Source organism: Xanthomonas melonis (assembly GCF_020783655.1).
Classification (GTDB): domain Bacteria; phylum Pseudomonadota; class Gammaproteobacteria; order Xanthomonadales; family Xanthomonadaceae; genus Xanthomonas; species Xanthomonas melonis.
In genome coordinates this window covers 18,440-41,599 of sequence record NZ_JAJGQH010000020.1, presented here as the reverse complement: position 1 = coordinate 41,599, position 23,160 = coordinate 18,440, and the positions used below count along the sequence as shown (strand labels likewise).

Here is a 23,160-nt window from a genome sequence, read left to right as displayed (position 1 = left end):
CGATGAACAAGATCACCCATTATTTCAAGAGCCTGCTGCTGCTCGAATTGCTCGGTGGCCTGTGGTTGACGTTGAAATACACGTTCAAGCCCAAGTACACCGTGCTGTACCCGATGGAGAAGTTCCCGCAGTCGCCGCGTTTCCGTGGCCTGCATGCACTGCGGCGCTATCCCAACGGCGAAGAACGCTGCATCGCCTGCAAGCTGTGCGAGGCGGTGTGCCCGGCGCTGGCGATCACCATCGACTCGGCCAAGCGCGAGGACGGCACCCGCCGCACCACGCGTTACGACATCGATCTGTTCAAGTGCATCTTCTGTGGCTTCTGCGAAGAAAGCTGCCCGGTGGACTCGATCGTCGAGACGCACATCCTCGAGTACCACTTCGAGAAGCGTGGCGAGAACATTGTCAACAAGCCGCAGCTGCTGGCGATCGGAGACCGGCTGGAAGCCGAGATCGCCGAGCGTCGCGCTGCCGATGCCGCCTTCCGTTGAGGTCATGATGGACTGGGTCTCTATTGCTTTCTACGCCTTCTCCGCCATCGCGGTCGTCTCTGCCGGTGCGGTGATCAGTGTGCGCAACCCGGTGTATGCGGTGCTGTGCCTGATCCTCACCTTCTTCTCGATGGCCTGCATCTGGCTGCTGGTCGGTGCGGAGTTCCTCGGCGTCACGCTGGTGCTGGTCTACGTCGGTGCGGTGATGGTGTTGTTCCTGTTCGTGGTGATGATGCTGGACATCGATACCAGCCGCCTGCGCGAGGGCTGGGTCAAGTACCTGCCGGTCGGTGTCATCGTGGCAGTGGCGATGCTGGTGCAGATGGTCACCCTGATCGGCGTCAAGGCACGCAGCGCCGCGCCGTTCCCGGCCGATAACGCCGCAGCGACGGCCGCCGACAGCTCGAATCTGACCTGGTTGGCCAAGAGCCTGTACACCGAATTCCTGCTGCCGTTCGAATTCGCCGCGGTGATCCTGACCGTGGCGGTGGTGGCCGCCGTGATGCTGACCTTGCGCAAGCGCACCGGCGTCAAGATGCAGAACGCATCCGAGCAGTCGCGGGTCAAGGCTGGCGATCGTTTGCGCATGGTCAAAATGGCGGTCGAAAAGCCGGTGCGGGTCGCGCCGCAGTCGGATGCGATCGACGGACAGGAGGCGAAGTCTTGATTACCTTGGGCCACCTGCTTGGACTGGGCGCGGTGCTGTTCTGCATCTCCCTGGCCGGCATTTTCCTCAATCGCAAGAACGTCATCGTGTTGCTGATGTCGATCGAGCTGATGCTGTTGTCGGTCAACGTCAACTTCATCGCGTTCTCGCGCGAACTCGGCGACACCGCCGGTCAGTTGTTCGTGTTCTTCATCCTGACCGTCGCCGCCGCGGAGGCCGCCATCGGTCTTGCGATCCTGGTGACTCTGTTCCGTACGCGCCGCACGATCAATGTGGCCGAAGTCGACACGTTGAAGGGCTGACCCGTAGATGGAAATCACTCTCTCCAAGAGTCTGCTGATCGCAGTGGTGCTAGCACCGCTGGTCGGCAGCATCATCGCCGGCCTGTTCGGTCGCCAGGTGGGGCGCAAGGGCGCGCAGTACGTCACCATCCTCGGCGTGGCAGTCAGCTGCGTGTTGTCGTGCATGACGCTGTACCAACTGGTGGAGCAGGGCGCCAGCCCGTTCAACCAGAACCTCTATACGTTCTTCGATGTCGGTAACTACTCCGCGCACGTCGGCTTCATGGTCGATCGCCTGACCGCGATGATGATGGTGGTGGTGACCTTCGTGTCGCTGCTGGTGCATATCTACACCATCGGCTACATGGAAGAAGACCCGGGCTACCAGCGCTTCTTCAGCTACATTTCGTTGTTCACCTTCTCCATGCTCACCCTGGTGATGAGCAACAACTTCCTGCAGCTGTTCTTCGGCTGGGAAGCGGTGGGCCTGGTGTCCTACCTGCTGATCGGTTTCTGGTTCAAGCGCCCGACTGCAGTGTTCGCCAACATGAAGGCGTTCCTGGTCAATCGCGTCGGCGACTTCGGCTTCATTCTCGGTATCGCCGGCGTGCTGCTGTGGTTCGGCTCGCTGGATTACTCCACCGTGTTCGCCAACGCGACCACCATGGCCGGTGCCAAGGTGCAGCTGTTCGCCGGTCACGAGTGGAGCGTGATGACGATGATCTGCATCTGCCTGTTCATCGGTGCGATGGGCAAGTCGGCGCAGGTGCCGTTGCATGTGTGGTTGCCCGACTCGATGGAAGGCCCGACTCCGATCTCGGCGCTGATCCACGCAGCGACCATGGTCACTGCCGGCATCTTCATGGTGGCGCGCATGTCGCCGCTGTTCGAATTGTCGGAGACTGCGCTGAACTTCATTCTGTTCATCGGTGCGACCACGGCCTTCTTCACCGGCCTGATCGGCATCGTGCAGAACGACATCAAGCGCGTGGTTGCGTATTCCACGCTGTCGCAGCTGGGTTACATGACCGTGGCGCTGGGCGTATCCGCGTATTCGGCAGCCGTGTTCCACCTGATGACGCACGCGTTCTTCAAGGCGCTGCTGTTCCTCGCTGCTGGTTCGGTCATCATCGGCATGCACCACGAGCAGGACATGCGCAAGATGGGCGGCCTGCGCAAGTACATGAAGGTGACCTACTGGACCAGCGTGATCGGTACGCTGGCGTTGGTAGGTACGCCGTTCTTCTCGGGCTTCTACTCGAAGGACACCATCATCGAGGCCGCCGCGCACCATGCGCATGAGTCGCACAGCTGGATCGCGACCTACGGCTACTGGGCGGTGCTGGGTGGCGTGCTGGTCACCAGCTTCTACAGCTTCCGTCTGCTGTTCCTGACCTTCCACGGCAAGGAGCGTTTCCGCGATGCCCATGCGCACGACGCGCATGCCCATCACGACAGCGCGCATGCCGACGCCGAGGCGCAGGTTCACTCGCACGATGCGCACGCCCACGACACGCACGGCCACGACGATCACGGACATGGGCACCATGGCGCCCACGAACCGCACGAGTCCAAGTGGGTGGTGACGTTGCCGTTGATCCTGCTGGCGATCCCGTCGATCGCAGTCGGCTTCTTCACCATCGGTCCGATGTTGTTCGGTACCGACTGGCAAGGCCACCATGCCGCGCACGCGCTCAAGGGCCAGGCAGTCTCGTTTTTCACCGGTATCGTCGATTTCTACGATCCGGCACGCGATACCGTGGGTGCGCTGGCCGAAGAGTTCCATGGTCCTGTCGCATTCGCGCTGCACGGCATGACCGCCGCGCCGTTCTTCCTGACCGTTGCCGGCCTGCTGCTTGCCGCGCTGTTCTACTTGTGGAAGCCGGAGCTGGCGACCAAGTCGCGCAAGGCGTTCGCGCCGCTCGTGTGGTTGCTGGAGAACAAGTACGGTTTCGACAAGCTGTGGATCAATGGCTTCGCCGGCGGTGGCGTTGTCCTTGGCAAGGCGTCACGTGCAGTCGACACCCACATGGTCGACGGTGCGGTCGTCAATGGTTCGGCCCGACTGATCGACCTGGCGGCACATCTGCTGCGTCGCACGCAATCCGGTTTCCTCTATCACTACGCCTTCGCAATGATCATCGGTTTGATCGCCTTGTTGGCGGTACTGATGCATTTCTGGCGTTGACCTGTACGGAATAAGAAAACGTGTCGAACTGGCCTTTACTGTCTATCCTGATCTGGCTGCCGATTATCGGTGGCGCCCTGATCCTTGCGTTGCGCAACGCCGAGACTGCCCGCTGGGCATCGCTGGCGGTGGCGGTGGCGACCTTCGTGCTGAGTCTGCCGCTGCTGGGCTACGACACGGCAAACGACGCCCTGCAGTTTGTCGAACTGCACGCCTGGATCCCGGCCTACAACATCGGCTACAACCTGGGCGTAGACGGCATTGCGGTCGCGCTGGTCGTGCTGACCACGTTGGTGACGGTGCTGTCCCTGATCGGCGCCTGGCGCTCGATCGACAAGCGCGTCAACCAGTACGTAGCAGCCTTCCTGATCCTGGAAGGCGTCACCGTCGGCATCTTCGCCGCCACCGACGCGATGCTGTTCTACGTGTTCTTCGAGGCCATGCTGATCCCGATGTTCCTGATCATCGGTGTCTGGGGCGGTCCGCGGCGCATCTACGCGGCAATGAAGTTCTTCCTGTACACCTTCCTCGGCTCGGTGCTGATGCTGGTGGGCCTGGTCTACCTGTACCTGAAGGGCGGCAGCTTCCAGCTCGCCGACCTGTATGCGATGCAGTTGAGCGCCAAGGAACAGACCTGGATCTTCTTCGCCTTCCTGATCGCGTTTGCGGTCAAAGTGCCGATGTTCCCGGTACACACCTGGCTGCCGGACGCGCACGTCGAGGCACCGACCGCCGGTTCGGTGATCCTGGCGGCGATCGCGCTGAAGATCGGCGGCTACGGCTTCCTGCGCTTCAACCTGCCGATCGTGCCGGATGCCAGCCATGAGTTCGCCTGGCTGGTGATCGCGCTGTCGCTGATCGCCGTGATCTACGTCGGCCTGGTGGCATTGGTACAGGAAGACATGAAGAAGCTGGTGGCGTACTCGTCCATCGCACACATGGGCTTCGTCACCCTGGGCACCTTCATCGCGTTCACCCTGGTGCGCGAATACGGCAGCACCGACGCCGCCCGTCTGGGCCTGCAGGGCGCGATGGTGCAGATGATTTCGCATGGTTTCGTGTCCGGTGCGATGTTCTCCTGCATCGGCGTGTTGTACGACCGCATGCACACCCGCCGCATCGCCGACTACGGCGGCGTGGTCAATGTGATGCCTTGGTTTGCGACCTTTGCAATGCTGTTCTTCATGGCCAACGCGGGTCTGCCGGGTACCAGCGGCTTCGTGGGCGAATTCATGGTGATCCTGGCCAGCTTCCAGAAGCATCCGCTGATTGCCCTGGCTGCTGCGACCACCCTGGTGATCACTGCCGCCTATACGTTGTGGCTGTACAAGCGCGTGTTCTTCGGCGAAGTGGCCAACGCGCACGTGGCCGAGCTGAAGGACATCAATGGCCGCGAGGCGTTCGTGCTGGGGGTGTTCGCCGCCGGCGTGCTGGCCCTGGGCATATACCCGAAGCCGCTGACCGATCTGATGGAACCGTCGATCGCCAAGCTGGCGACCCAGATTGCAACGACCAAGCTCTGACAGCTTGCCGTCCGTACCGATTTTCAGGATTTGATGATGACCACGCCAACGCTCGCGCCGTTGACCACCGCCGACCTGGCTCCGCTCGTACCGGAGCTGGCGCTGATCGGCGGCGCCTTCGCTCTGCTGATGCTCGACCTGTTCGTGAGCCAGCGGAACAAGGTCTGGACCCACCTGTTCTCCGTCGCCGTCCTGGCCGTAGTCCTCGTGCTGCTGGCGACCGGAACGGGCGGGCAGGGCGAGATCTTCAGCGGCATGTTCGTGCGCGACACCGCCGCCGACGTGATGAAGACCGTGATCGTGCTCGTCAGCGGCCTGAGCCTGGTGTACGGCTGGACCTACCTGCGCGAACGCAACCTCTACCAGGGCGAGATTCCGGTGCTGGTGTTGTTTGCCACTGCCGGCATGATGTTGCTCGCCTCGGCCGGCAGCCTGCTGATGGTCTACCTGGGTCTGGAACTGCTGGCGCTGTGTTCGTACGCGCTGGTCGCCTCCAACCGCGACAACGGCCTGGCCACCGAAGCGGCGATGAAGTACTTCGTGCTGGGTTCGCTGGCGTCTGGCCTGTTGCTGTACGGCATGTCGCTGGTCTACGGTGCCACCGGCACGCTGAGCCTGGCCGGCATCCACGAGGCCATCGACGGTTCCGGCGAGCGTACCCTGCTGCTGACCGGCACCATCTTCATGATCGCCGGTGTTGCCTTCAAGCTGGGCGCCGCGCCGTTCCACATGTGGCTGCCTGACGTCTACCAGGGCGCGCCTGCACCGATCGCGCTGTTCATCAGTTCGGCGCCCAAGCTGGCGGCCTTCGGCATGGCCTACCGCCTGCTGGAGGTAGGGATGGGGCCGCTGTCGCCGCAATGGCACCTGTTGATCGGGGGGCTGTCGGCGGTGTCGCTGGTGATCGGCAACCTGATGGCCATTGCGCAGAGCAATCTCAAGCGCATGCTCGCCTACTCGACGGTGTCGCATATCGGCTTCCTGCTGATGGGCGTGGCCGGTGGCGGCGAGGAGGGCTATGCAGCCGCGATGTTCTACGCGGTGAGCTACACCATCATGTCGACCGCCTCGTTCGGCGCCATCATCGCGCTGTCGCGCAATGGCTTCGAAGCCGAGAACATCGATGACTTCAAGGGCCTCAATGCGCGTAATCCGTGGATGGCCGGTCTGGTGCTGTGCATCATGGCGTCGCTGGCGGGCATTCCACCGTTCCTCGGCTTCTGGACCAAGCTGGCCGTGCTCGGCGCGGCGGTGAAGGGCGACATGTTGTGGCTGGCGCTGGTCGGCGTGATCTGCGCGGTGATCGGCGCGTATTACTACCTGCGTGTCATCAAGGTCATGTACTTCGACGAGCCGGTGGGCGAGCCGCTGCCAGCCAACAACGATCGCGTGCTGGGAACCGTGCTGGGCGTGAACGCGTTGGCCCTGCTGGCGCTTGGCCTGGCGTGGAGCCCGATCATGGCGTGGTGCCAGCGCGCGTTCGCCGGTCTGGCCTGAGGCAGGCGTGCGTCGCGCTCCATGCCGGCCGTTTGGCGGCATGGAGAGCGAATAGGGATCGTAGCTGTTTCGTTTTTGTTGCATTGCGGGTATCATTCGCCGCGACGTTGAACAGCCGCCACGCTGTTCAACAGATGAAAAACTAGGGCTTGCAATTATCGCTCCAGTTCTTCATAATTCCGCTTCTGCTGCGGGGTGGAGCAGTCTGGCAGCTCGTCGGGCTCATAACCCGAAGGTCGCAGGTTCAAATCCTGCCCCCGCTACCAAGTTTCGAATTGTTGCTTCATCGCAGTGATTCAGCTTCTTGGATCGTAAGGACGCTTGTTCCCGTCTTTACGCCGACCCGGAGAGGTCGGGCTTTTTTTACGCAAGGGGCCCATCGGGCCCCTTGTTTTTTCCGGAACCGGAAAGTTTGCTGCCGGTTGCCGGGGTCCTACTGGCAATCATCTGATCAGGGCAGTCTGTGAGCGAAAAGGCGACCGAAATCGCGAATCTGCTGAGTCCAACGGTGGAGTCCTTGGGGCTCGAGCTGTTGGGGGTGGAATATCTTCCCGCTCCGGGCGGCGCGACGTTGCGTTTGTACATCGATGTGCCGTTGGTCGAGCAGCCCGAGCGCATGGTCAATGTCGACGATTGCGAGCGCGTGAGTCGTGAAGTCTCGGCCCAGCTCGACGTCGAGGATCCGATCAGCGGTAACTACACGCTGGAAGTGTCTTCGCCGGGTGTCGATCGTCCCTTGTTCACCCTCGATCAGTTTGCGCGCCACACTGGCGAGTCGGCCAAGATCGTGTTGAAGCTGGCGCAGGAGGGGCGGCGCCGCTTCCAGGGACAGATCGTGCGGATCGAGCCGGAGGCCGACGCGGTGGTGTTTGCCGTCGACGGCAAGGATGTGCAGATCGGGTTCGACAATATCGACAAGGCGCGCATCGTGCCGGATTGGGTCGCGCTGGGTCTGGCACCGCAGAAACCGAACAAGCCCGGCCCGAAAAAGCCCGGGCACGACAAGAAGAAACCATCCAACGAGTCGGCGGCCGGCAAGCCGCGCGCGGAGTGACGAAATGAGCAAGGAACTTTTGCTGGTAGTGGATGCGGTCGCCAACGAAAAAGGCGTGCCGCGCGAAGTGATCTTCGAGGCGATCGAGGCCGCGCTGGCGTCCGCAGCGAAGAAGCGTTATCCCGACCAGGACGTGCTGACGCGCGTGACCATCGATCACAAGGACGGTAACTACGAGACCTTCCGCCGTTGGGAAGTGGTTGCCGACGATGTGGTGATGGAATCGCCGGATCGCCAGGTGCGTCTGATGGATGCCGTCGACGAGGCCGATGGCGTCGAGGTCGGCGATTACATCGAAGAGCAGATCGAGAACCCGGATTTCGGACGCATCGCCGCGCAGGCAGCCAAACAGGTGATCGTGCAGCGTGTGCGCGAGGCCGAGCGGCAGCAGGTGGTCGATGCCTGGAAGGATCGCGTCGGCGAGCTGATCACCGGCGTGGTCAAGCGCGCCGAGCGCGGCAACATCTTCGTCGATCTGGGTGGCAACGCCGAAGCCTTCATTCCCAAGGACAAGGGCATTCCGCGCGATGTGCTGCGCCCGGGCGATCGGGTCCGCGGCTATCTGGCGGAAGTGCGCTCCGAGCCGCGCGGGCCGCAGCTGTTCATCAGCCGTGCCGCACCGGAATTCATGATCGAGTTGTTCAAGCTGGAAGTGCCGGAAGTGGGCCAGGGCCTGGTCGAGATCAAGGCCTGCGCACGCGATCCGGGCGATCGCGCCAAGATCGCCGTGATCGCGCACGACACCCGTACCGACCCCATCGGCGCCTGCATCGGCATGCGCGGTTCGCGCGTGCAGGCGGTGTCCAACGAGCTCAACGGCGAGCGTGTGGACATCGTGTTATGGAACGAGAATCCCGCCAACTTCGTGATCAACGCCATGGCGCCTGCCGAAGTGCAGTCGATCATCGTCGATGAAGAGAAGCATGCGATGGACCTGGCCGTGGCCGAAGACCGCCTGGCCCAGGCGATCGGCAAGGGCGGCCAGAACGTTCGGCTCGCCAGCCGCCTGACCGGTTGGCAGCTCAATGTGATGACTGCCGACCAGGTGGCTGCGAAGTCGGAGGCCGAGCAGGCATCGGCGCGCCAGCTGTTCATGGACCGCCTGGAAGTGGACGAGGAAATCGCCGCCATCCTGGTGTCCGAAGGCTTCAACACGGTCGAGGAAATCGCCTACGTGCCGGTCGGCGAGCTGCTGGCGGTGGAGGGCTTTGACGAAGACATCGTCGAGGAACTGCGTGCCCGCGCGCGCGATGCGCTGCTCAATGCCGCGCTGGCCGAGGAAGAAGGCCTGGAAGGAACTCAGCCCACCGAGGACCTGCTGGCGCTGGAGGGGATGGACGAGGAGACGGCGTTTGCGCTGGCCGAGCACGGCGTGCGTACCAGCGAGGACTTGTCCGACCTGGCGGCGGACGAGATCGTCGACTTCGGCATCGAGGGCATGACCCAGGAGCGCGCCGCAGCGCTGATCCTGGCCGCCCGCGCCGAGGAGATCGCCCGTTTGGAGCGCGGCGAATGAGCCGGCAATGAACCGCGCCCTGACCCCATCAGGGCTTAGAATCAGCGTATCCCTTGCTCTGGGCGAGGGGGCGCCAACCAGATCATAGGATCCGAATGTCGCAGCAAACCACCATCCGCAAGCTTGCCGAACTGGTCAACACGCCGGTCGATAAACTGCTGGTTCAACTGGCCGAGGCCGGAATGAAGTTCAGCGGTCCCGACCAGGTCGTGACCAGCACCGAGAAGATGAAACTGCTTGGCTTCCTGCGCCGCACGCACGGCAAGGCCGACACGCCCGCCGACGCGGCGAGCGAAGCAGCCAAGAAGATCACGCTCAACCGGCGCAAGCTGCAGGAAGTCACGGTCAACGCCGGCCGCACCAAGACCACGGTCAACGTGGAGGTGCGGCAGAAGCGCACGTACGTGAAATCCGAGAACGAAGGCAACGGCCGCCCTGCGGCGATGACGCCGGACGAAGAGCGCGCCGACATCCTGCGCAAGCTCGAGGAGTCGCGTAAGCGCAATCTGGACGAGCAGCAGCGGCTTGCCGAAAGCGACCGCGTGCGCGACGAGGCGATTCAACGCAAGCGCGAAGAAGAGCAGGCCGCAAAGGACCGTGCCGAAGCCGAGCGCAAGGCTGCCGAGGAAGCTGCTGCGGCTGCCAGCGCGCCGCCGCCGGCCGCCGCCGAGCCGGCCGCGTCTGCCGCACCGTCCGCACGTGCGCCATCCGCACCGTCCTCCGCGCCCCGTACGGCACGTCCCGCGGGTAGCGCATCGCCGGCCTCGCGTCCGGCTGCGCCGGCACGTGCGGACGACCGCAACAACGCGGCCAAGCACAAGACGCGCGGTTCGCACGTCATGGTGGCAGGCGTCGAAGACGACGATGCGACCAAGCGGTTTGCTGGTCAATTGCATCTGTCGGCGGCCGATCGTGCGCGCCGTTCGAACGTGCGCGGCAAGCCGGCCGGCCGGCCGGGCTCGTCGTCGTCGCGTCGCGGCAACGACGGTGGCCGGGGTGGCAGCCAGGGTAATAGCGGTCCGCACGGTTTCGAACGTCCCACCGCACCGGTGGTGCGCGAAGTGGCGATCGGCGACACCATCACCGTGGCCGATCTGGCGCAGAAGCTCGCGCTCAAGGGCGGCGACGTGGTCAAGGCGCTGTTCAAGATGGGCGTCATGGCGACCATCACCCAGACGATCGACCACGACACCGCGGCGCTGGTGACCGAAGAACTCGGCCACAAGGCCGTGCGTGCCGACAATGCCGACTTCGAGGATGCGCTGCTGGCGCACGCCGAAGACGCGCAGGGCGAAGCTGCGCCGCGTCCGCCGGTGGTGACCATCATGGGCCACGTCGATCACGGCAAGACCTCGCTGCTGGATTACATCCGTCGTACCAAGATCGCCTCCGGCGAAGCGGGCGGCATTACCCAGCACATCGGTGCGTACCACGTGGAAACCGACCGTGGCGTCATCAGCTTCCTGGATACGCCCGGCCACGCCGCGTTTACCTCGATGCGCGCGCGCGGTGCCAAGATCACCGACATCGTGGTGCTGGTGGTCGCGGCCGACGATGGCGTGATGCCGCAGACCAAGGAAGCGGTGGCGCATGCCAAGGCGGCGGGCGTTCCGTTGATCGTGGCGGTGAACAAGATCGACAAGGCTGGCGCCGATCCGTTGCGGGTCAAGAACGAATTGCTGGCCGAAGACGTGGTGGCCGAAGAGTTCGGCGGCGACACCCAGTTCATCGAGGTGTCGGCCAAGATCGGCACCGGCGTCGACACGCTGCTGGACGCGATCTCGCTGCAGGCCGAAGTGCTGGAACTCAAGGCGGTGGCCGAAGGCCGCGCCAGCGGTACCGTGATCGAATCGTCGCTGGACAAGGGCCGCGGCCCGGTCGCCACGGTGCTGGTGCAGCAGGGCGCGCTCAAGCGAGGCGACTACTTGGTGTGCGGTATCCAGTACGGCCGTGTGCGTGCGCTGTTCGACGAAACCGGCCATCAGCCGGCCTCGGCGGGTCCCTCGATTCCGGTGCAGGTGCTGGGCCTGTCCGGCGTGCCGGAGGCCGGTGACGACTTCGTGGTCGTCGACGACGAGCGTCTGGCCAAGGACGTGGCGCAGCAGCGCGAAACCAAGCGCCGCGAATCGCGTCTGGTGGCCTCGGCCACCAACCGCATGGAAGACATCCTGGCCCAGATGGGCAAGGGCGAAGGCCAGCAGGTGTTGAACCTGGTGATCAAGGCCGACGTGCAGGGTTCGGTGGAAGCGCTCAAGCAGTCGCTGGTGGCCTTGTCCAACGAAGACATCCGCATCAACGTGATCCACTCCGGCGTGGGCGGCATCACCGAATCGGATGCCAATTCGGCAGCGGCCTCCAAGGCGACGGTGATCGGCTTCAACGTGCGTGCGGATGCGTCGGCACGCAAGATCGTCGAGTCCAACGGCATCGACCTGCGCTACTTCTCGATCATCTATGACGTGATCGATCAGGTGAAGCAGGTGGCGTCCGGTCTGCTCGGCGTGGAGATCCGCGAAGAGATCATCGGCATCGCGCAGGTGCGCGACGTGTTCCGCAGCTCGAAGTTCGGCGCGGTGGCCGGCTGCATGGTCGTCGAAGGCGTGGTCAAGCGCAGCAAGCCGATCCGTGTGTTGCGCGACAGTGTCGTGGTGTTCGAAGGCGAGCTGGAATCGCTGCGCCGCTTCAAGGAAAACGTCGAGGAAGTGCGCAACGGCACCGAATGCGGTATCGGCGTGAAGGCCTACAACGACGTCAAGGCGGGCGATCAGATCGAGTGCTTCGAGCGTATCGAAGTGGCGCGCACGCTGTAACGAAGACGGGACCCGGGACTCCGGGCCGGAGACCCGGAAGAAGCGGAAGCCACGGCTCTTGCTCTTCCGGGTCCCCGGTCCCGGGTCCCGGGTCCCGAACCAAAGGTTCCGACCATGCCAACCAAATCCTTCCACCGCACCGACCGCGTTTCCGCGCAGGTGCGTCGTGATCTCGGCACCATCGTGCACGCCGCCGTGCGCGATCACGGCCTGCCGTCGGTCAGCGTGTCCGATGTCGAGATCAGCCGCGACCTGGCGCATGCCAAGGTCTTCGTCACCGCGCTGCAACAGGAACGCTCGGCCGAAGCGGTCAAGGGGCTCAAGGAAATCGCCGGGCAGCTGCGCACGCAGCTGGCGCGCGCGATGAAGCTGCGCCACGTGCCTGAGCTGCATTTTCATTACGACGATTCCGTCGATCGCGGCGAGCACATCGACAAGTTGCTGCGCGACCTGGACGATGTCGGTCCCGATGCCGCCTTCGGCGACGACGAGGACGACCGGCGCTGAGCGCCGTGTGAGTAGGGCACCCTTGCAGGAGCCCTGGTTTTCTGCGGCTGCCTGCACGCCCGATTCGAGTCCGATCTTTTGAAATCCCGCATCGTCTATCGCCCGCTGCACGGCCTCCTGTTGCTGGACAAGCCGGCCGGGCTCAGTTCCAACAACGCCTTGCAGGCCGCGCGCCGCTTGCTGCGCGCGCAGAAGGGTGGCCACACGGGCAGCCTGGATCCGCTGGCCACCGGCCTGCTGCCGTTGTGCCTGGGTGAGGCCACCAAGATCGCCGGCCTGTTGCTGGGTGCGGCCAAAGCCTACGACGCCGAGGTGGTGCTGGGCGTCACCACCGATACCGATGATGCCGATGGCGTGACGCTGCGCGAACGCGCGGTGCCCGAGCTCAGCGACGAAGCGCTACGCGAGGCGCTGCTGCCGTTCATCGGCTGCATCCGACAGCAAGCGCCGATCTATTCGGCGCTCAAGCAAGGCGGCGAGCCGCTCTACGCCAAGGCGCGCCGCGGCGAGACGATCGAGGCGCCCGTGCGCGATGTCGAGGTGCATGCCATCGAGGTCCTCGGCTATCGGGCGCCCCGCCTGCAACTGCGGGTGACCTGCGGCTCGGGGACGTACATCCGCAGTCTCGCCCGCGATCTGGGCGAGGCGCTGGGCTGCGGCGCGCATATCGCCGCACTGCGGCGGCTGTGGGTCGAGCCGTTCCGGGCACCAAAAATGATCACCCTGGAGGCCCTGGCCCTTGCGATGGACGCCGGCACGCCAGCCGAGCAACTGCTGCTGCCGATCGCCGCCGGATTGGCCGACTTCGCGCAGATCACGCTCGACCAGGCCCACGTCACCCGGTTCCGGATGGGCCAGCGTCTGCGCGACGAGGCCTTCCCGCCGGGTCAGGTCGCGGTGTTCGAACCGGACGGAACGCCCGCCGGACTGGGCCTGGTGGATGCCCAGGGGCGGCTATCGCCGCAACGCCTGTTCAACGGGCTGAACGATCGTTCGGGTTGTTAAGGTTTAGTCAACTTGTTCCCCGGGCCGCACGACGTTACACTTTCGCGGCCCCGATCGGGGCACTTCTGCGCCAAGCGCGCTCATCCCAAGCAAACGGCGAGTCCGACGGTGCGTCATGCACGTTCCTGTCGACCACGCATCTATCGAGAAATCACCATGTCCGTCGATACCCAGAAAGTCATTGAAGATAACAAGCGCAGCGCCCAGGACACCGGTTCGCCGGAAGTGCAGGTCGCGCTGCTGACCGCGCGCATCGAGCTGCTGACCGGCCACTTCAAGACCCACAAGAAGGATCACCACAGCCGTCGCGGCCTGCTGCAGATGGTCAACCGTCGCCGCAGCCTGCTCGACTACCTGAAGAAGAAGGACAACGAGCGTTACAAGTCGTTGATCGAGAAGCTCGGCCTGCGCCGCTGATCGAGTCCTACCGCCGCGGCGCAGCGATGCGCCGCGGTTTTGTTTTGGCCTTTCGCAACGCACTACCAAGTACATGGGCCGGAGCCTCCCGGCCGCCCGTTCTCGGCATGGGTCGACGACGGTCCAACGCAGACAGTTTCAGCTAAGGAAAAAACCCTCGTGGCAAAAATCACCAAAACCTTCCAGTACGGCAAGCACACCGTCACCCTGGAGACGGGCGAAGTCGCTCGCCAGGCGAGCGGTGCCGTCATCGTCAAGATGGACGACACCGTACTGCTGGTCACCGCCGTCGCCGCAAAATCCGCGCGCGAAGGGCAGGACTTCTTCCCCCTGACGGTCGATTATCAGGAGAAGTTCTACGCCGGCGGCCGCATCCCGGGCGGCTTCTTCAAGCGCGAAGGACGTGCGACCGAGAAGGAGACGTTGATCTCGCGCCTGATCGACCGTCCGATCCGTCCGTTGTTCCCCGAGGACTACAAGAACGAAGTGCAGATCATCGCCACCGTGATGTCGATGAATCCGGACATCGATGGCGACATCGCCGCGCTGATCGGCGCGTCGGCTGCGCTGTCGCTGGCGGGCACTCCGTTCAACGGCCCGATCGGCGCCGCCAAGGTGGGCTACAAGAACGGTGAGTACATCCTCAACCCGACCGTCACCGACCTGAAGGACTCGCAGCTGGAACTGGTGGTCGCCGGTACCGCCAATGCCGTGTTGATGGTGGAATCCGAAGCGGCGCTGTTGTCCGAGGAAGTGATGCTGGGTGCGGTCACCTTCGGTCATCGCGAAATGCAGAAGGTCATCAACGCGATCAACGAACTGACCGTCGAAGCCGGCACCAAGCCCAGCTCCTGGGTTGCGCCTGCCAAGAACACCGCGCTGATCAACGCGCTGAAGGAAGCGGTCGGCACCCAGCTGGCCGGCGCCTTCCAGGTGCGCGACAAGCTGCAGCGTCGCGACGCCATCTCCGCCATCAAGAAGGACGTGCTGGAGTCGCTGGCCGGCCGCGTCGCTTCCGAGGGCTGGAACGCTGCCGAGCTGGCCAAGGAATTCGGCGAGCTGGAGTACCGCACCATGCGCGACTCGGTGCTGGACACCAAGGTGCGTATCGATGGCCGTGCACTGGATACCGTGCGCCCGATTTCGGTGCAGGCCGGCGTGCTGCCGCGTACCCACGGCTCGGCCCTGTTCACCCGCGGTGAGACGCAGGCGATCGTGGTCACCACGCTGGGCACCGCCCGCGACGGCCAGGTGATCGACGCGGTCAGTGGCGAGTACAAGGAAAACTTCCTGTTCCATTACAACTTCCCTCCGTATTCGGTGGGCGAGTGCGGCCGTTTCGGTGCGCCGAAGCGTCGCGAGATCGGTCACGGCCGTCTGGCCAAGCGCGGCGTGCTCGCCGTGATGCCGAGCCTGGAAGAGTTCCCGTACACCATTCGTGTTGTCTCGGAAATCACCGAGTCCAACGGTTCCTCGTCGATGGCCTCGGTGTGCGGCTCCTCGCTGGCACTGATGGACGCCGGTGTGCCGGTCAAGGCACCGGTGGCGGGTATCGCCATGGGCCTGGTGAAGGAAGACGACCGCTTCGTGGTGCTGTCGGACATCCTGGGTGACGAAGATCATCTGGGCGACATGGACTTCAAGGTGGCCGGTACTGCCGAAGGCGTGTCCGCGCTGCAGATGGACATCAAGATCGAAGGCATCACCGAAGAGATCATGAAGCAGGCACTGCAGCAGGCCAAGGCTGGCCGTCTGCACATCCTGGGCGAGATGTCCAAGGCGCTGACCACCCCGCGTCAGGAGCTGAGCGATTACGCGCCGCGCCTGCTGACCATCAAGATCCACCCGGACAAGATCCGCGAAGTGATCGGCAAGGGCGGCTCGACCATCCAGGCGATCACCAAGGAGACCGGTACGCAGATCGACATCCAGGACGACGGCACGATCATCATTGCCTCGGTCAATGCCATCGCTGCGCAAGCCGCGAAGTCGCGCATCGAGCAGATCACCTCGGACGTGGAACCGGGCCGCATCTATGAAGGCAAGGTCGCCAAGATCATGGACTTCGGTGCGTTCGTTACCATCCTGCCGGGCAAGGACGGTCTGGTGCACGTCTCGCAGATTTCCAGCGAGCGTGTGGAGCGGGTCGGCGACAAGCTGAAGGAAGGCGATGTGGTCCGCGTCAAGGTACTGGAAGTGGACAAGCAGGGCCGTATCCGTCTGTCGATCAAGGCAGTGGAAGAAGGCGAAGGCGTGCAGGCATCGGCCGAGTAATCGCCACTGGCTGACGCGTCAAAAGAAGCGGGCTTCGGCCCGCTTTTCTTTTGTGCACTTGATTTCTTCTCCCACCGGGAGAAGGTGGCGCGGAGCGCCGGATGAGGGTGCGTGCAAGGCCGCACGGGGTGAGAGCGAACACGCGCTTCGCACCGGACACCCTCACCCCAACCCCTCTCCCGCGGGAGAGGGGCTTTGAATCCGTCTTTACTCAGGTTGCTGTTGTTGCGTCGGCGCAGGCTGCGTTTCCGGGCGCGGCGGCACCACGCGTGGAAAGCCTGGTGGCATCGTTTGATCAGTAGGCGCTGTGCCCGGCGACGGCAGTGGAGCCGCCGGCGGCGGCGCAACCACCGCCGCATCCGGGCGCAGTTTCAGCAGCGCGGCCCAGTCGCGCCGGTTGAAATCGCACAACTCTTCGTTGGCCGGCGTGCATTCGCTGGCGATTCCCAGGCTGTCTTCGTTCTGATCCTGGCTGTTGTCGGACTGCGGTGTCGGCAACACGACGCGCCCGGCCCGGTCCAGCGGCATCTTGCGCATCATCACCGTATTGAAGACATTGCCGCCGATCAGGTAGAGCGTGCGATCGCCGCCCACGTTGGCAGCCACCACTACATCGCAATGCGATTGCCACGGCATCGGCGCGCTGCCACCGAGCGCCGCCTTCAGGCCCGCGTAGCCGAGCGCCACGCTGCGGCCACGCAGCAGGCAGAGCATGTCACCGGGCGCGGGCTTTTCCACGGCAGGATCGGTGAACCGATAAGGCCCTGTCGCGCCGTCGTGGTAGGCGCTGCGGATGTAGTCCAGATGGCGGGCGGAACGATGGAAGCCGTTCAGTCCGGCCTGCGTCATCACCCACGAAATGAAGGCGGCCGACCACGGGTTGTCGATCAGGAATGCGCGGCAATCGCTGGCGGTGTAGCGCGTGCCGTCCAGCGCGGCGCAGCTGCTTGCGCCCGGGCGTCCGCCCATCGAAGCGAGCGTGCCGCTGTCGCGCCAGTAGCCTGCCACGCGTTGCCAGGCCACCACGCCATGGTCGGCGAGATAGCCCGCCTCGGCCTCGGTCACGCCCAGGTTGGCGAGGCGGCCCTTGGCGTCGATGAAAGGGCGCTGCCACAGACGATGCTCGTTGCAGGCGCTGCGGACGATGGCGATGGCGGCCGGGCCGGTGCCGAAGCGCGGCGGCACATCGCACACTTCCGCAGCGGCAGCGCTGCCCCCGACGGTTGCGAGCAGCAACCACATCCACGGCCAAGGTCTTGCAGTCATCGAATATCCCGCACGGAAGCGCAATGCAGCAGGCTGCCAGAGCGGTGTGCGCGCAGCCGTGAAATCAGCGCGGCGGCGGCCCGAGCTTGAGCGACAGATCGACCGCCTGCACGTGCTTGGTCAGCCCGCCGATGGAAATGCAGTCAACGCCATCTTCGGCAATGGCGCGGATGCCGGCCAGGTCCACGCTGCCGGAGACTTCCAGCGGAATGCGTCGCTCGGGCGGAAGGGCGGCGACGATCTGGACGGCGGCGCGGCGCATCGCCGGATCGAAATCGTCGATGAGAATGCGCGTGCAACCCACTTGCAAGGCTTCGCGCAGTTGCTCCAGCGTTTCGACTTCCACCACCAACGGCAGCTGCGGTTGCTGCGCACGTGCTGCGCGCACCGCCGCATCCAGCGAGCCGGCGGCGCGGATGTGGTTTTCCTTCAGCATCACCGTATCGAACAAGCCGATGCGGTGATTGTCGCCACCGCCGCAGCGCACGGCGTACTTCTGCGCAACACGCAGGCCGGGCAGGGTCTTGCGCGTGTCAAGGATGCGCGCGCCGGTGCCGGCCACTGCGGCCACGTAGGCCGCAGTGGCCGTGGCAGTGGCCGAGAGCGTCTGCAGGAAATTGAGCGAGGTCCGCTCGGCGCTGACCAGGCTGCGGCTGCGGCCCTGCAGCAGAGCCAGCACGGTACCGGCGCTCACATGCTGGCCTTCATGCACATGCCAGTCGATGCGGACCTGTGGATCGAGCGCGCGATGGGCCGCATCGAACCAGGGGCGACCGGCGATCACCGCGTCCTGCTTGCACAGCAGGTAGGCGCCGTCGGCCTGGTCGGGCAGCAACGCGGCAGTCACGTCGCCGCTGCCGAGATCCTCGGCCAGCGCGCGCGCCACATCCGCTTCGACCACGGCCGCCGGTGGCGCGTCCGCCGCGCTGGTGCGCACGGGCGTACTCACTTCTCGGGGAAGTCGGCGATCTGCGCGGTGGCGATGGCCTCTTCGGCCAGCAGTACCGGAATGCCGTCGTCGACGCGGAAGACCTGCTTGCGGTCGCGGGTGATCAATGCTTCGCGCAGCGGCTGCGACTGCGCGCTGCCATCGGCGCGCTGCAGGGTCCCGCCGGCGATGGCGGTGTTGAGTGCCTCCAGGCCTTTGCCGTCCAGCAACGAGAGCGGCTGGCGGGTATCGGGCGAGCACAGCAGGTCGAGCAGTTTGCGATCCATCGAAGTCTTGTCTTGCGTGGAGATTGGCTAGAATACGTCTTTACCGCAGGGCAGGGCCATGACCTCCAACCACACCGCGCCGCTGGTCGGCATCGTGATGGGCTCCCGTTCGGATTGGGAGACCATGCAACACGCGGCCCAGAAGCTCGATGCGCTGGGCGTGCCGTACGAAGTCAAGGTGGTGTCGGCGCACCGCACGCCGGATGTGCTGTTCACCTATGCCGAGCAGGCGGGGGCGCGCGGTCTGCGCGCGATCATTGCCGGCGCCGGTGGCGCGGCGCACCTGCCGGGCATGCTGGCGGCGAAGACGGCGGTGCCGGTGCTGGGCGTGCCGGTGCAGTCCAAGGCGCTCAATGGCATGGATTCGCTGTTGTCCATCGTGCAGATGCCGGCCGGCATTCCGGTGGCCACGTTCGCGATCGGCAATGCCGGCGCCGCCAATGCAGCCCTGTTCGCCGCGGCGATGCTGGCGCCGGAGCAGGGGCAGATCGGCCAGGCGCTGGCGCAGTTCCGGGCGCGGCAGACCGACGAGGTCATGGCCAGCGACGATCCGCGCCAATGACCACGGTCGGTATCCTGGGCGGAGGCCAGTTGGCACGCATGCTGGCGCTGGCGGGTGCGCCGCTGGGCCTGCGCTTTTCGGCGTTCGACCCGGCTGCCGATGGCTGTGCGGGGCAGGTGGCACCGCTGCAGGTGGGTGCCTTCGACGATGCCGCCGCGCTTGCCGCATTCGCCGCGGGGGTGGACGTGATCACCTTCGATTTCGAGAACGTGCCGGCGGCCAGCGCACAGCACTTGGCCGCGCAGCTGCCAGTGTTTCCGCGCCCGGATGCATTGGCGGTGGCGCAAGACAGACTCAGCGAAAAGACCCTGTTTCGCGAGCTGGGAATTGCGGTGCCCGAGTTCGCCGCAATCGACGACCGCGCCGGCCTGGATGCGGCACTGGCCAGGATCGGCACGCCCTGCGTGCTGAAGACCCGGCGTTTCGGCTACGACGGCAAGGGCCAGTTCCGCATCAGGACGCCTGCCGATGCCGATGCCGCGTGGGAGGCATTGGGTGCGCAGGCGGCCAAGGTCGGCTTGATCGTCGAAGCCTTTGTGGCTTTCCAGCGCGAGGTCAGCGTGGTGGCCGTACGCGGGCGCGATGGTCAATTCCGTGCATGGCCGCTGACCGAGAACTGGCATGTGGATGGCGTGCTGTCGGCCAGTCTCGCCCCTGCCAGGGTCGATGCGGGGCTGCAGGCGGAGGCCGAAGCGCATGCGCGCGCCATCGCCGACAACCTGGACTATGTGGGTGTGTTCGCGCTGGAGCTGTTCGTGCGCGACGGACAATTGCTGGCCAACGAAATGGCGCCGCGCGTGCACAACTCCGGGCATTGGACCATCGAAGGCGCCGAGACGTCGCAGTTCGAAAATCATGTGCGTGCCGTCCTCGGCTTGCCGTTGGGCAGCACCGACATGCGAGGGCATGCCTGCATGCTGAACTGGCTCGGCGCCATGCCCGATGCCGCGGCATTCCTCGCGGTGCCCGGCGGGCATTGGCATGACTACGGCAAGCAACCGCGAGCGGGGCGCAAGGTGGGGCATGCGACGGTGCGTGCCGATGCGCCGCAGGCGCTGGCACAGGCGCTGACGCAGGTTGGCGCGGCATTGCAACGCGAGGCCCAGGTGGCCCCGGTGGTGGCGCGCCTGCGCGGGGAGTGAGCTGTTTCGGCTCGATGGTGGAACCGCGCCACGGCCTTGCACGCCATTCGCACCGTAAACGCGCAACCCTCGCGTGGCCCGGGAGCCGGTTGCATGGCGATCGGCCCTGCAGCCGCCCTGGCACGACGAGTCGCTGCCGGCGGCCAATAGAACATGGCGAGCAGTCGTCCAGGCAGGTGTGGATGGCGCGCAGGAGGCAGGGCGTAAGAAGGCTGCAGGCCGATCCGTGCGTCGGCCATGCCTGCCTGGCGCTGTGCAGCCGGTGTGTCGGTCGCGCTAACTCAGCCGGCTGGCCACGAAGTCCCAGTTGATCAGTTTCCAGAACGCATCCAGGTAGCGCGCGCGGTCCTGCTGGTAATCCAGGTAGTACGCATGCTCCCAGAGATCGCAGGCCAGCAGTGGCGTGTCCGGGCCGGTGAGCGGGGTGGAAGCGTTCGGCGTGGCCACGACCGCCAACGTGCCATCCGGGCGCTGCACCAGCCAGACCCAGCCCGAGCCGAAGCTGCCCAAAGCCACCCGGTTGAATTCCTGCCTGAAATGCGCGCAATCGCCGAACGATTTGCCGATGCGCTCGGCCAGCTTGCCGAGCGGCTCGCCGCCGCCGCGCGGGCGCAGGCACTGCCAGTAGAAATTGTGGTTCCACACCTGCGCGGCCAGATGGAACAGCGAGCCCTGCGCCTGCGCGATGATCTCTTCCAGTGTCAGTTCGGCGAGTTCGCTGCCTTCGATGCGCGCATTGAGCCGTTCGACTTCGCTGCGGTGATACACGCCGTGGTGGGTTTCCAGTGTCGCGGCCGACAGATGCGGCTCCAGGGCGGTACGGGCGTAGGGCAGGGCAAGGTATTCGATCGGCATGATGTGCAGGGCAGCAAAGGGAGTCCGGCGGCGGGTCGCGTGAAGGCTTACAATGCGCGCCTTTGCGGAAGTCTATCCGACCCGGCGGTCGGGCCTGCCGCTCCCAGTCAGGAGAGTTCAATGCCGGTGATGGAACGGATCCAGGCCGAAGTCGAACAGCACCCGATCGTGCTGTTCATGAAAGGCACCCCGCAATTCCCGATGTGCGGTTTTTCCAGCCGCGCGGTACAGGCGCTGGTGGCCGCTGGCGCAGACCAATTGCGGACCGTCAACGTACTGGAAGAACCCGAGATACGCGCCAACCTGCCGCGCTATTCGAACTGGCCGACCTTCCCGCAACTGTTCATCCATGGCGAGCTGATCGGCGGTTGCGACATCACGCTGGAACTGTTCGAGGCCGGCGAGCTCAAGCGCATCGTCAGCGAGGCCTACCAGCCGTGAGTGCAGCGCAGTCCGCCGTTTCCACCGGCCTGACTGGCCGGGTGGTGCTGATTACTGGCGCCGCCGGCGGGCTGGGCAGTGCCGCTGCGCGAGCATGCGCACAGGCCGGTGCCACGGTGGTGTTGCTGGGGCGCAAGCTGCGCCCGCTCGAGCGGGTCTACGACACCGTCGCCGCGCTGGGCCCCGAGCCCTTGCTGTATCCGCTGGATCTGGCTGGCGCCACGCCGGACGATTACCTCGCGCTTGCGCAGCGCCTGCAGTCCGAGCTTGGCGGCGTGTCCGGCGTGCTGCATTGCGCGGCAGACTTCGCCGGGTTGACCCCGGCCGAGCTAGCCGCCCCCGATGCCTTCGCACGCAATATCCATGTCAATCTCACCGCGCGCGCCTGGCTGACCCAGGCCTGCCTGCCGCTGCTTCGCCAGCAACAGGATGCGGCGGTGGTCTTCGTCATCGACGATCCGGCGCGTGTGGGCCAGGCCTATTGGGGTGCCTACGGCGCCGCCCAGTATGCGCAGCATGGCCTGCTCGCCAGCCTTCACCATGAAACTGCCGCCGGCCCGGTGCGTCTGCATGGCCTGCAACCCGGCCCCATGCGCACCGCCCTGCGTGCGCGTGCCTTTACCCATCAGGACGACGGCGACGCGGCCGACCCCGCACGCTATGCCGCTGCCTGCGTCACCCTGTTGTCCATGGCAGGTGCTCCGCACCGCGGTGCGATCTGGAGCCCTTGCGCATGACCATTCTTTCGGCAGCGCTGCTGCTGTTCCTGATCCTCGACCCGTTGGGCAACATCCCGGTGTTCCTCAGCGTGCTCAAACCGCTGCCGCCCAAGCGCCAACGCTTCGTGCTGGCGCGCGAACTGCTGATCGCCCTGTGCGTGCTGATGGCGTTTCTGTGGGGCGGCAAGTACGCGCTGGAGCTGATGCACCTGCGCCAGGAGTCGGTGGCGATCGCCGGCGGCATCGTGCTGTTCCTGATCGGCATCCGCATGATCTTCCCGCGCCCGGAGGGCCTGATGGGCGAGCTCCCGGACGGCGAACCCTTCATCGTGCCGTTGGCCATTCCGCTGGTGGCCGGCCCGTCGGGTATGGCCGCGGTGATGCTGATGGGCAGCAACGAGCCTACCCGGTTGTGGGACTGGAGCCTGGCGTTGATGATCGCCTGGATCGGCGCCTCGTCGATCCTGGCGTCTGCGCCGCTGCTGTACAAGCTGCTCGGGCACCGCGCCCTGACTGCGGTCGAACGCCTGATGGGCATGCTGCTGGTGGCGATTTCGGTGCAGATGTTCCTGGACGGCCTGGGGACCTACTTCAAGCTGCCGGTCTCGATCTGAGGCTGAGGTGGCGGCAGGCTGCAGTTGCACAGGGCGATGCGACGGCGGGGCGGCCGAGTCGACAGACACGCGCTCTGTTGCGCAATTGGTCGGGCGTTTCCCGCCGAATACCAGTC

The 23,160-nt window shown here is 65.0% G+C and carries 22 protein-coding genes and 1 tRNA gene; 19 read left to right on the top strand and 4 right to left on the bottom strand.

What is annotated here, in order from left to right; genetic code table 11:
• Nucleotides 1-2: 2 nt before the first annotated feature.
• The 14 genes from nuoI (at nucleotide 3) to pnp (ending at nucleotide 16,230) form a co-directional block, all read left to right on the top strand.
• A complete protein-coding gene (nuoI, locus tag LL964_RS18405) occupies nucleotides 3-491 on the top strand; it encodes an NADH-quinone oxidoreductase subunit NuoI (RefSeq protein WP_014508211.1) in 489 nt (162 codons plus the stop codon).
• Between the two features lie 4 nt (nucleotides 492-495).
• Complete coding sequence (locus LL964_RS18400; RefSeq protein WP_208621493.1) at nucleotides 496-1,158, top strand: NADH-quinone oxidoreductase subunit J; 663 nt, start codon at nucleotides 496-498, stop codon at nucleotides 1,156-1,158.
• Nucleotides 1,155-1,460, top strand: a complete 306-nt coding sequence (nuoK, locus tag LL964_RS18395) for an NADH-quinone oxidoreductase subunit NuoK (RefSeq protein WP_005914274.1) — start codon at nucleotides 1,155-1,157, stop codon at nucleotides 1,458-1,460. The genes LL964_RS18400 and nuoK overlap by 4 nt, the downstream gene beginning before the upstream one ends.
• A gap of 7 nt (nucleotides 1,461-1,467) precedes the next feature.
• Nucleotides 1,468-3,627, top strand: a complete 2,160-nt coding sequence (gene nuoL / locus LL964_RS18390) for an NADH-quinone oxidoreductase subunit L (RefSeq protein WP_104588779.1) — start codon at nucleotides 1,468-1,470, stop codon at nucleotides 3,625-3,627.
• A 20-nt stretch (nucleotides 3,628-3,647) separates the two neighbouring features.
• A complete protein-coding gene (locus LL964_RS18385; protein ID WP_104588778.1) occupies nucleotides 3,648-5,150 on the top strand; it encodes an NADH-quinone oxidoreductase subunit M in 1,503 nt (500 codons plus the stop codon).
• 36 nt (nucleotides 5,151-5,186) lie between these two features.
• Entirely contained in the window at nucleotides 5,187-6,647 is a 1,461-nt protein-coding gene (nuoN, locus tag LL964_RS18380; RefSeq protein ID WP_104588812.1) for an NADH-quinone oxidoreductase subunit NuoN, read from the top strand.
• A gap of 189 nt (nucleotides 6,648-6,836) precedes the next feature.
• Nucleotides 6,837-6,913 (top strand) — tRNA-Met (locus LL964_RS18375).
• A 197-nt stretch (nucleotides 6,914-7,110) separates the two neighbouring features.
• Entirely contained in the window at nucleotides 7,111-7,701 is a 591-nt protein-coding gene (gene rimP, locus LL964_RS18370; protein ID WP_104588777.1) for a ribosome maturation factor RimP, read from the top strand.
• A 4-nt stretch (nucleotides 7,702-7,705) separates the two neighbouring features.
• Entirely contained in the window at nucleotides 7,706-9,217 is a 1,512-nt protein-coding gene (gene nusA, locus LL964_RS18365) for a transcription termination factor NusA (RefSeq protein WP_104588776.1), read from the top strand.
• 95 nt (nucleotides 9,218-9,312) lie between these two features.
• Nucleotides 9,313-12,027 carry a translation initiation factor IF-2 gene (gene infB, locus LL964_RS18360; protein WP_167395448.1) on the top strand — a complete coding sequence of 905 codons (2,715 nt, stop codon included), beginning with the start codon at nucleotides 9,313-9,315 and terminating at the stop codon, nucleotides 12,025-12,027.
• Nucleotides 12,028-12,141: 114 nt separating this feature from the next.
• The gene (rbfA, locus tag LL964_RS18355; protein ID WP_104588774.1) at nucleotides 12,142-12,534 is read left to right on the top strand and encodes a 30S ribosome-binding factor RbfA; all 393 of its coding nucleotides are present in this window, start codon (nucleotides 12,142-12,144) and stop codon (nucleotides 12,532-12,534) included.
• Nucleotides 12,535-12,612: 78 nt separating this feature from the next.
• Nucleotides 12,613-13,539: a tRNA pseudouridine(55) synthase TruB gene (gene truB, locus LL964_RS18350; RefSeq protein WP_104588773.1), complete on the top strand. Its 927-nt coding sequence runs from the start codon at nucleotides 12,613-12,615 to the stop codon at nucleotides 13,537-13,539.
• A gap of 156 nt (nucleotides 13,540-13,695) precedes the next feature.
• Nucleotides 13,696-13,956, top strand: coding sequence for a 30S ribosomal protein S15 (gene rpsO / locus LL964_RS18345; protein WP_003485583.1), 261 nt, complete (start codon nucleotides 13,696-13,698; stop codon nucleotides 13,954-13,956).
• 159 nt (nucleotides 13,957-14,115) lie between these two features.
• Entirely contained in the window at nucleotides 14,116-16,230 is a 2,115-nt protein-coding gene (pnp, locus tag LL964_RS18340) for a polyribonucleotide nucleotidyltransferase (RefSeq protein WP_104588772.1), read from the top strand.
• 207 nt (nucleotides 16,231-16,437) lie between these two features.
• Here the strand turns inward: pnp and LL964_RS18335 are convergent, their stop codons facing one another.
• From LL964_RS18335 to LL964_RS18325, 3 genes are all read right to left on the bottom strand, one after another.
• Nucleotides 16,438-17,496: a DUF2272 domain-containing protein gene (locus LL964_RS18335; RefSeq protein WP_104588771.1), complete on the bottom strand. Its 1,059-nt coding sequence runs from the start codon at nucleotides 17,494-17,496 to the stop codon at nucleotides 16,438-16,440.
• Nucleotides 17,497-17,560: 64 nt separating this feature from the next.
• Nucleotides 17,561-18,445, bottom strand: a complete 885-nt coding sequence (gene nadC, locus LL964_RS18330; RefSeq protein ID WP_146092448.1) for a carboxylating nicotinate-nucleotide diphosphorylase — start codon at nucleotides 18,443-18,445, stop codon at nucleotides 17,561-17,563.
• Nucleotides 18,442-18,711 (bottom strand): Trm112 family protein, encoded by a 270-nt coding sequence (locus LL964_RS18325; RefSeq protein ID WP_104588769.1) that lies wholly within the window; start codon nucleotides 18,709-18,711, stop codon nucleotides 18,442-18,444. The genes nadC and LL964_RS18325 overlap by 4 nt, the downstream gene beginning before the upstream one ends.
• A gap of 58 nt (nucleotides 18,712-18,769) precedes the next feature.
• Between LL964_RS18325 and purE the strand changes: the two genes are divergently transcribed.
• Both purE and LL964_RS18315 read left to right on the top strand, forming a co-directional pair.
• A complete protein-coding gene (gene purE, locus LL964_RS18320) occupies nucleotides 18,770-19,273 on the top strand; it encodes a 5-(carboxyamino)imidazole ribonucleotide mutase (protein ID WP_104588768.1) in 504 nt (167 codons plus the stop codon).
• A complete protein-coding gene (locus LL964_RS18315) occupies nucleotides 19,270-20,415 on the top strand; it encodes a 5-(carboxyamino)imidazole ribonucleotide synthase (protein ID WP_104588767.1) in 1,146 nt (381 codons plus the stop codon). Before purE ends, LL964_RS18315 begins: the two co-directional genes overlap by 4 nt.
• A 276-nt stretch (nucleotides 20,416-20,691) precedes the next feature.
• Here the strand turns inward: LL964_RS18315 and LL964_RS18310 are convergent, their stop codons facing one another.
• The gene (locus LL964_RS18310) at nucleotides 20,692-21,270 is read right to left on the bottom strand and encodes a superoxide dismutase (RefSeq protein ID WP_104588766.1); all 579 of its coding nucleotides are present in this window, start codon (nucleotides 21,268-21,270) and stop codon (nucleotides 20,692-20,694) included.
• A gap of 120 nt (nucleotides 21,271-21,390) precedes the next feature.
• On the opposite strand from LL964_RS18310, the gene grxD reads away from it, so the two are divergent.
• The 3 genes from grxD to LL964_RS18295 are packed head-to-tail and all read left to right on the top strand — an operon-like array spanning nucleotide 21,391 to nucleotide 23,044.
• Nucleotides 21,391-21,711 carry a Grx4 family monothiol glutaredoxin gene (gene grxD, locus LL964_RS18305; protein WP_029221564.1) on the top strand — a complete coding sequence of 107 codons (321 nt, stop codon included), beginning with the start codon at nucleotides 21,391-21,393 and terminating at the stop codon, nucleotides 21,709-21,711.
• Nucleotides 21,708-22,448, top strand: coding sequence for an SDR family NAD(P)-dependent oxidoreductase (locus LL964_RS18300; RefSeq protein ID WP_104588765.1), 741 nt, complete (start codon nucleotides 21,708-21,710; stop codon nucleotides 22,446-22,448). The genes grxD and LL964_RS18300 overlap by 4 nt, the downstream gene beginning before the upstream one ends.
• Nucleotides 22,445-23,044: a YhgN family NAAT transporter gene (locus LL964_RS18295; protein WP_104588811.1), complete on the top strand. Its 600-nt coding sequence runs from the start codon at nucleotides 22,445-22,447 to the stop codon at nucleotides 23,042-23,044. Before LL964_RS18300 ends, LL964_RS18295 begins: the two co-directional genes overlap by 4 nt.
• Nucleotides 23,045-23,160: the final 116 nt, after the last annotated feature.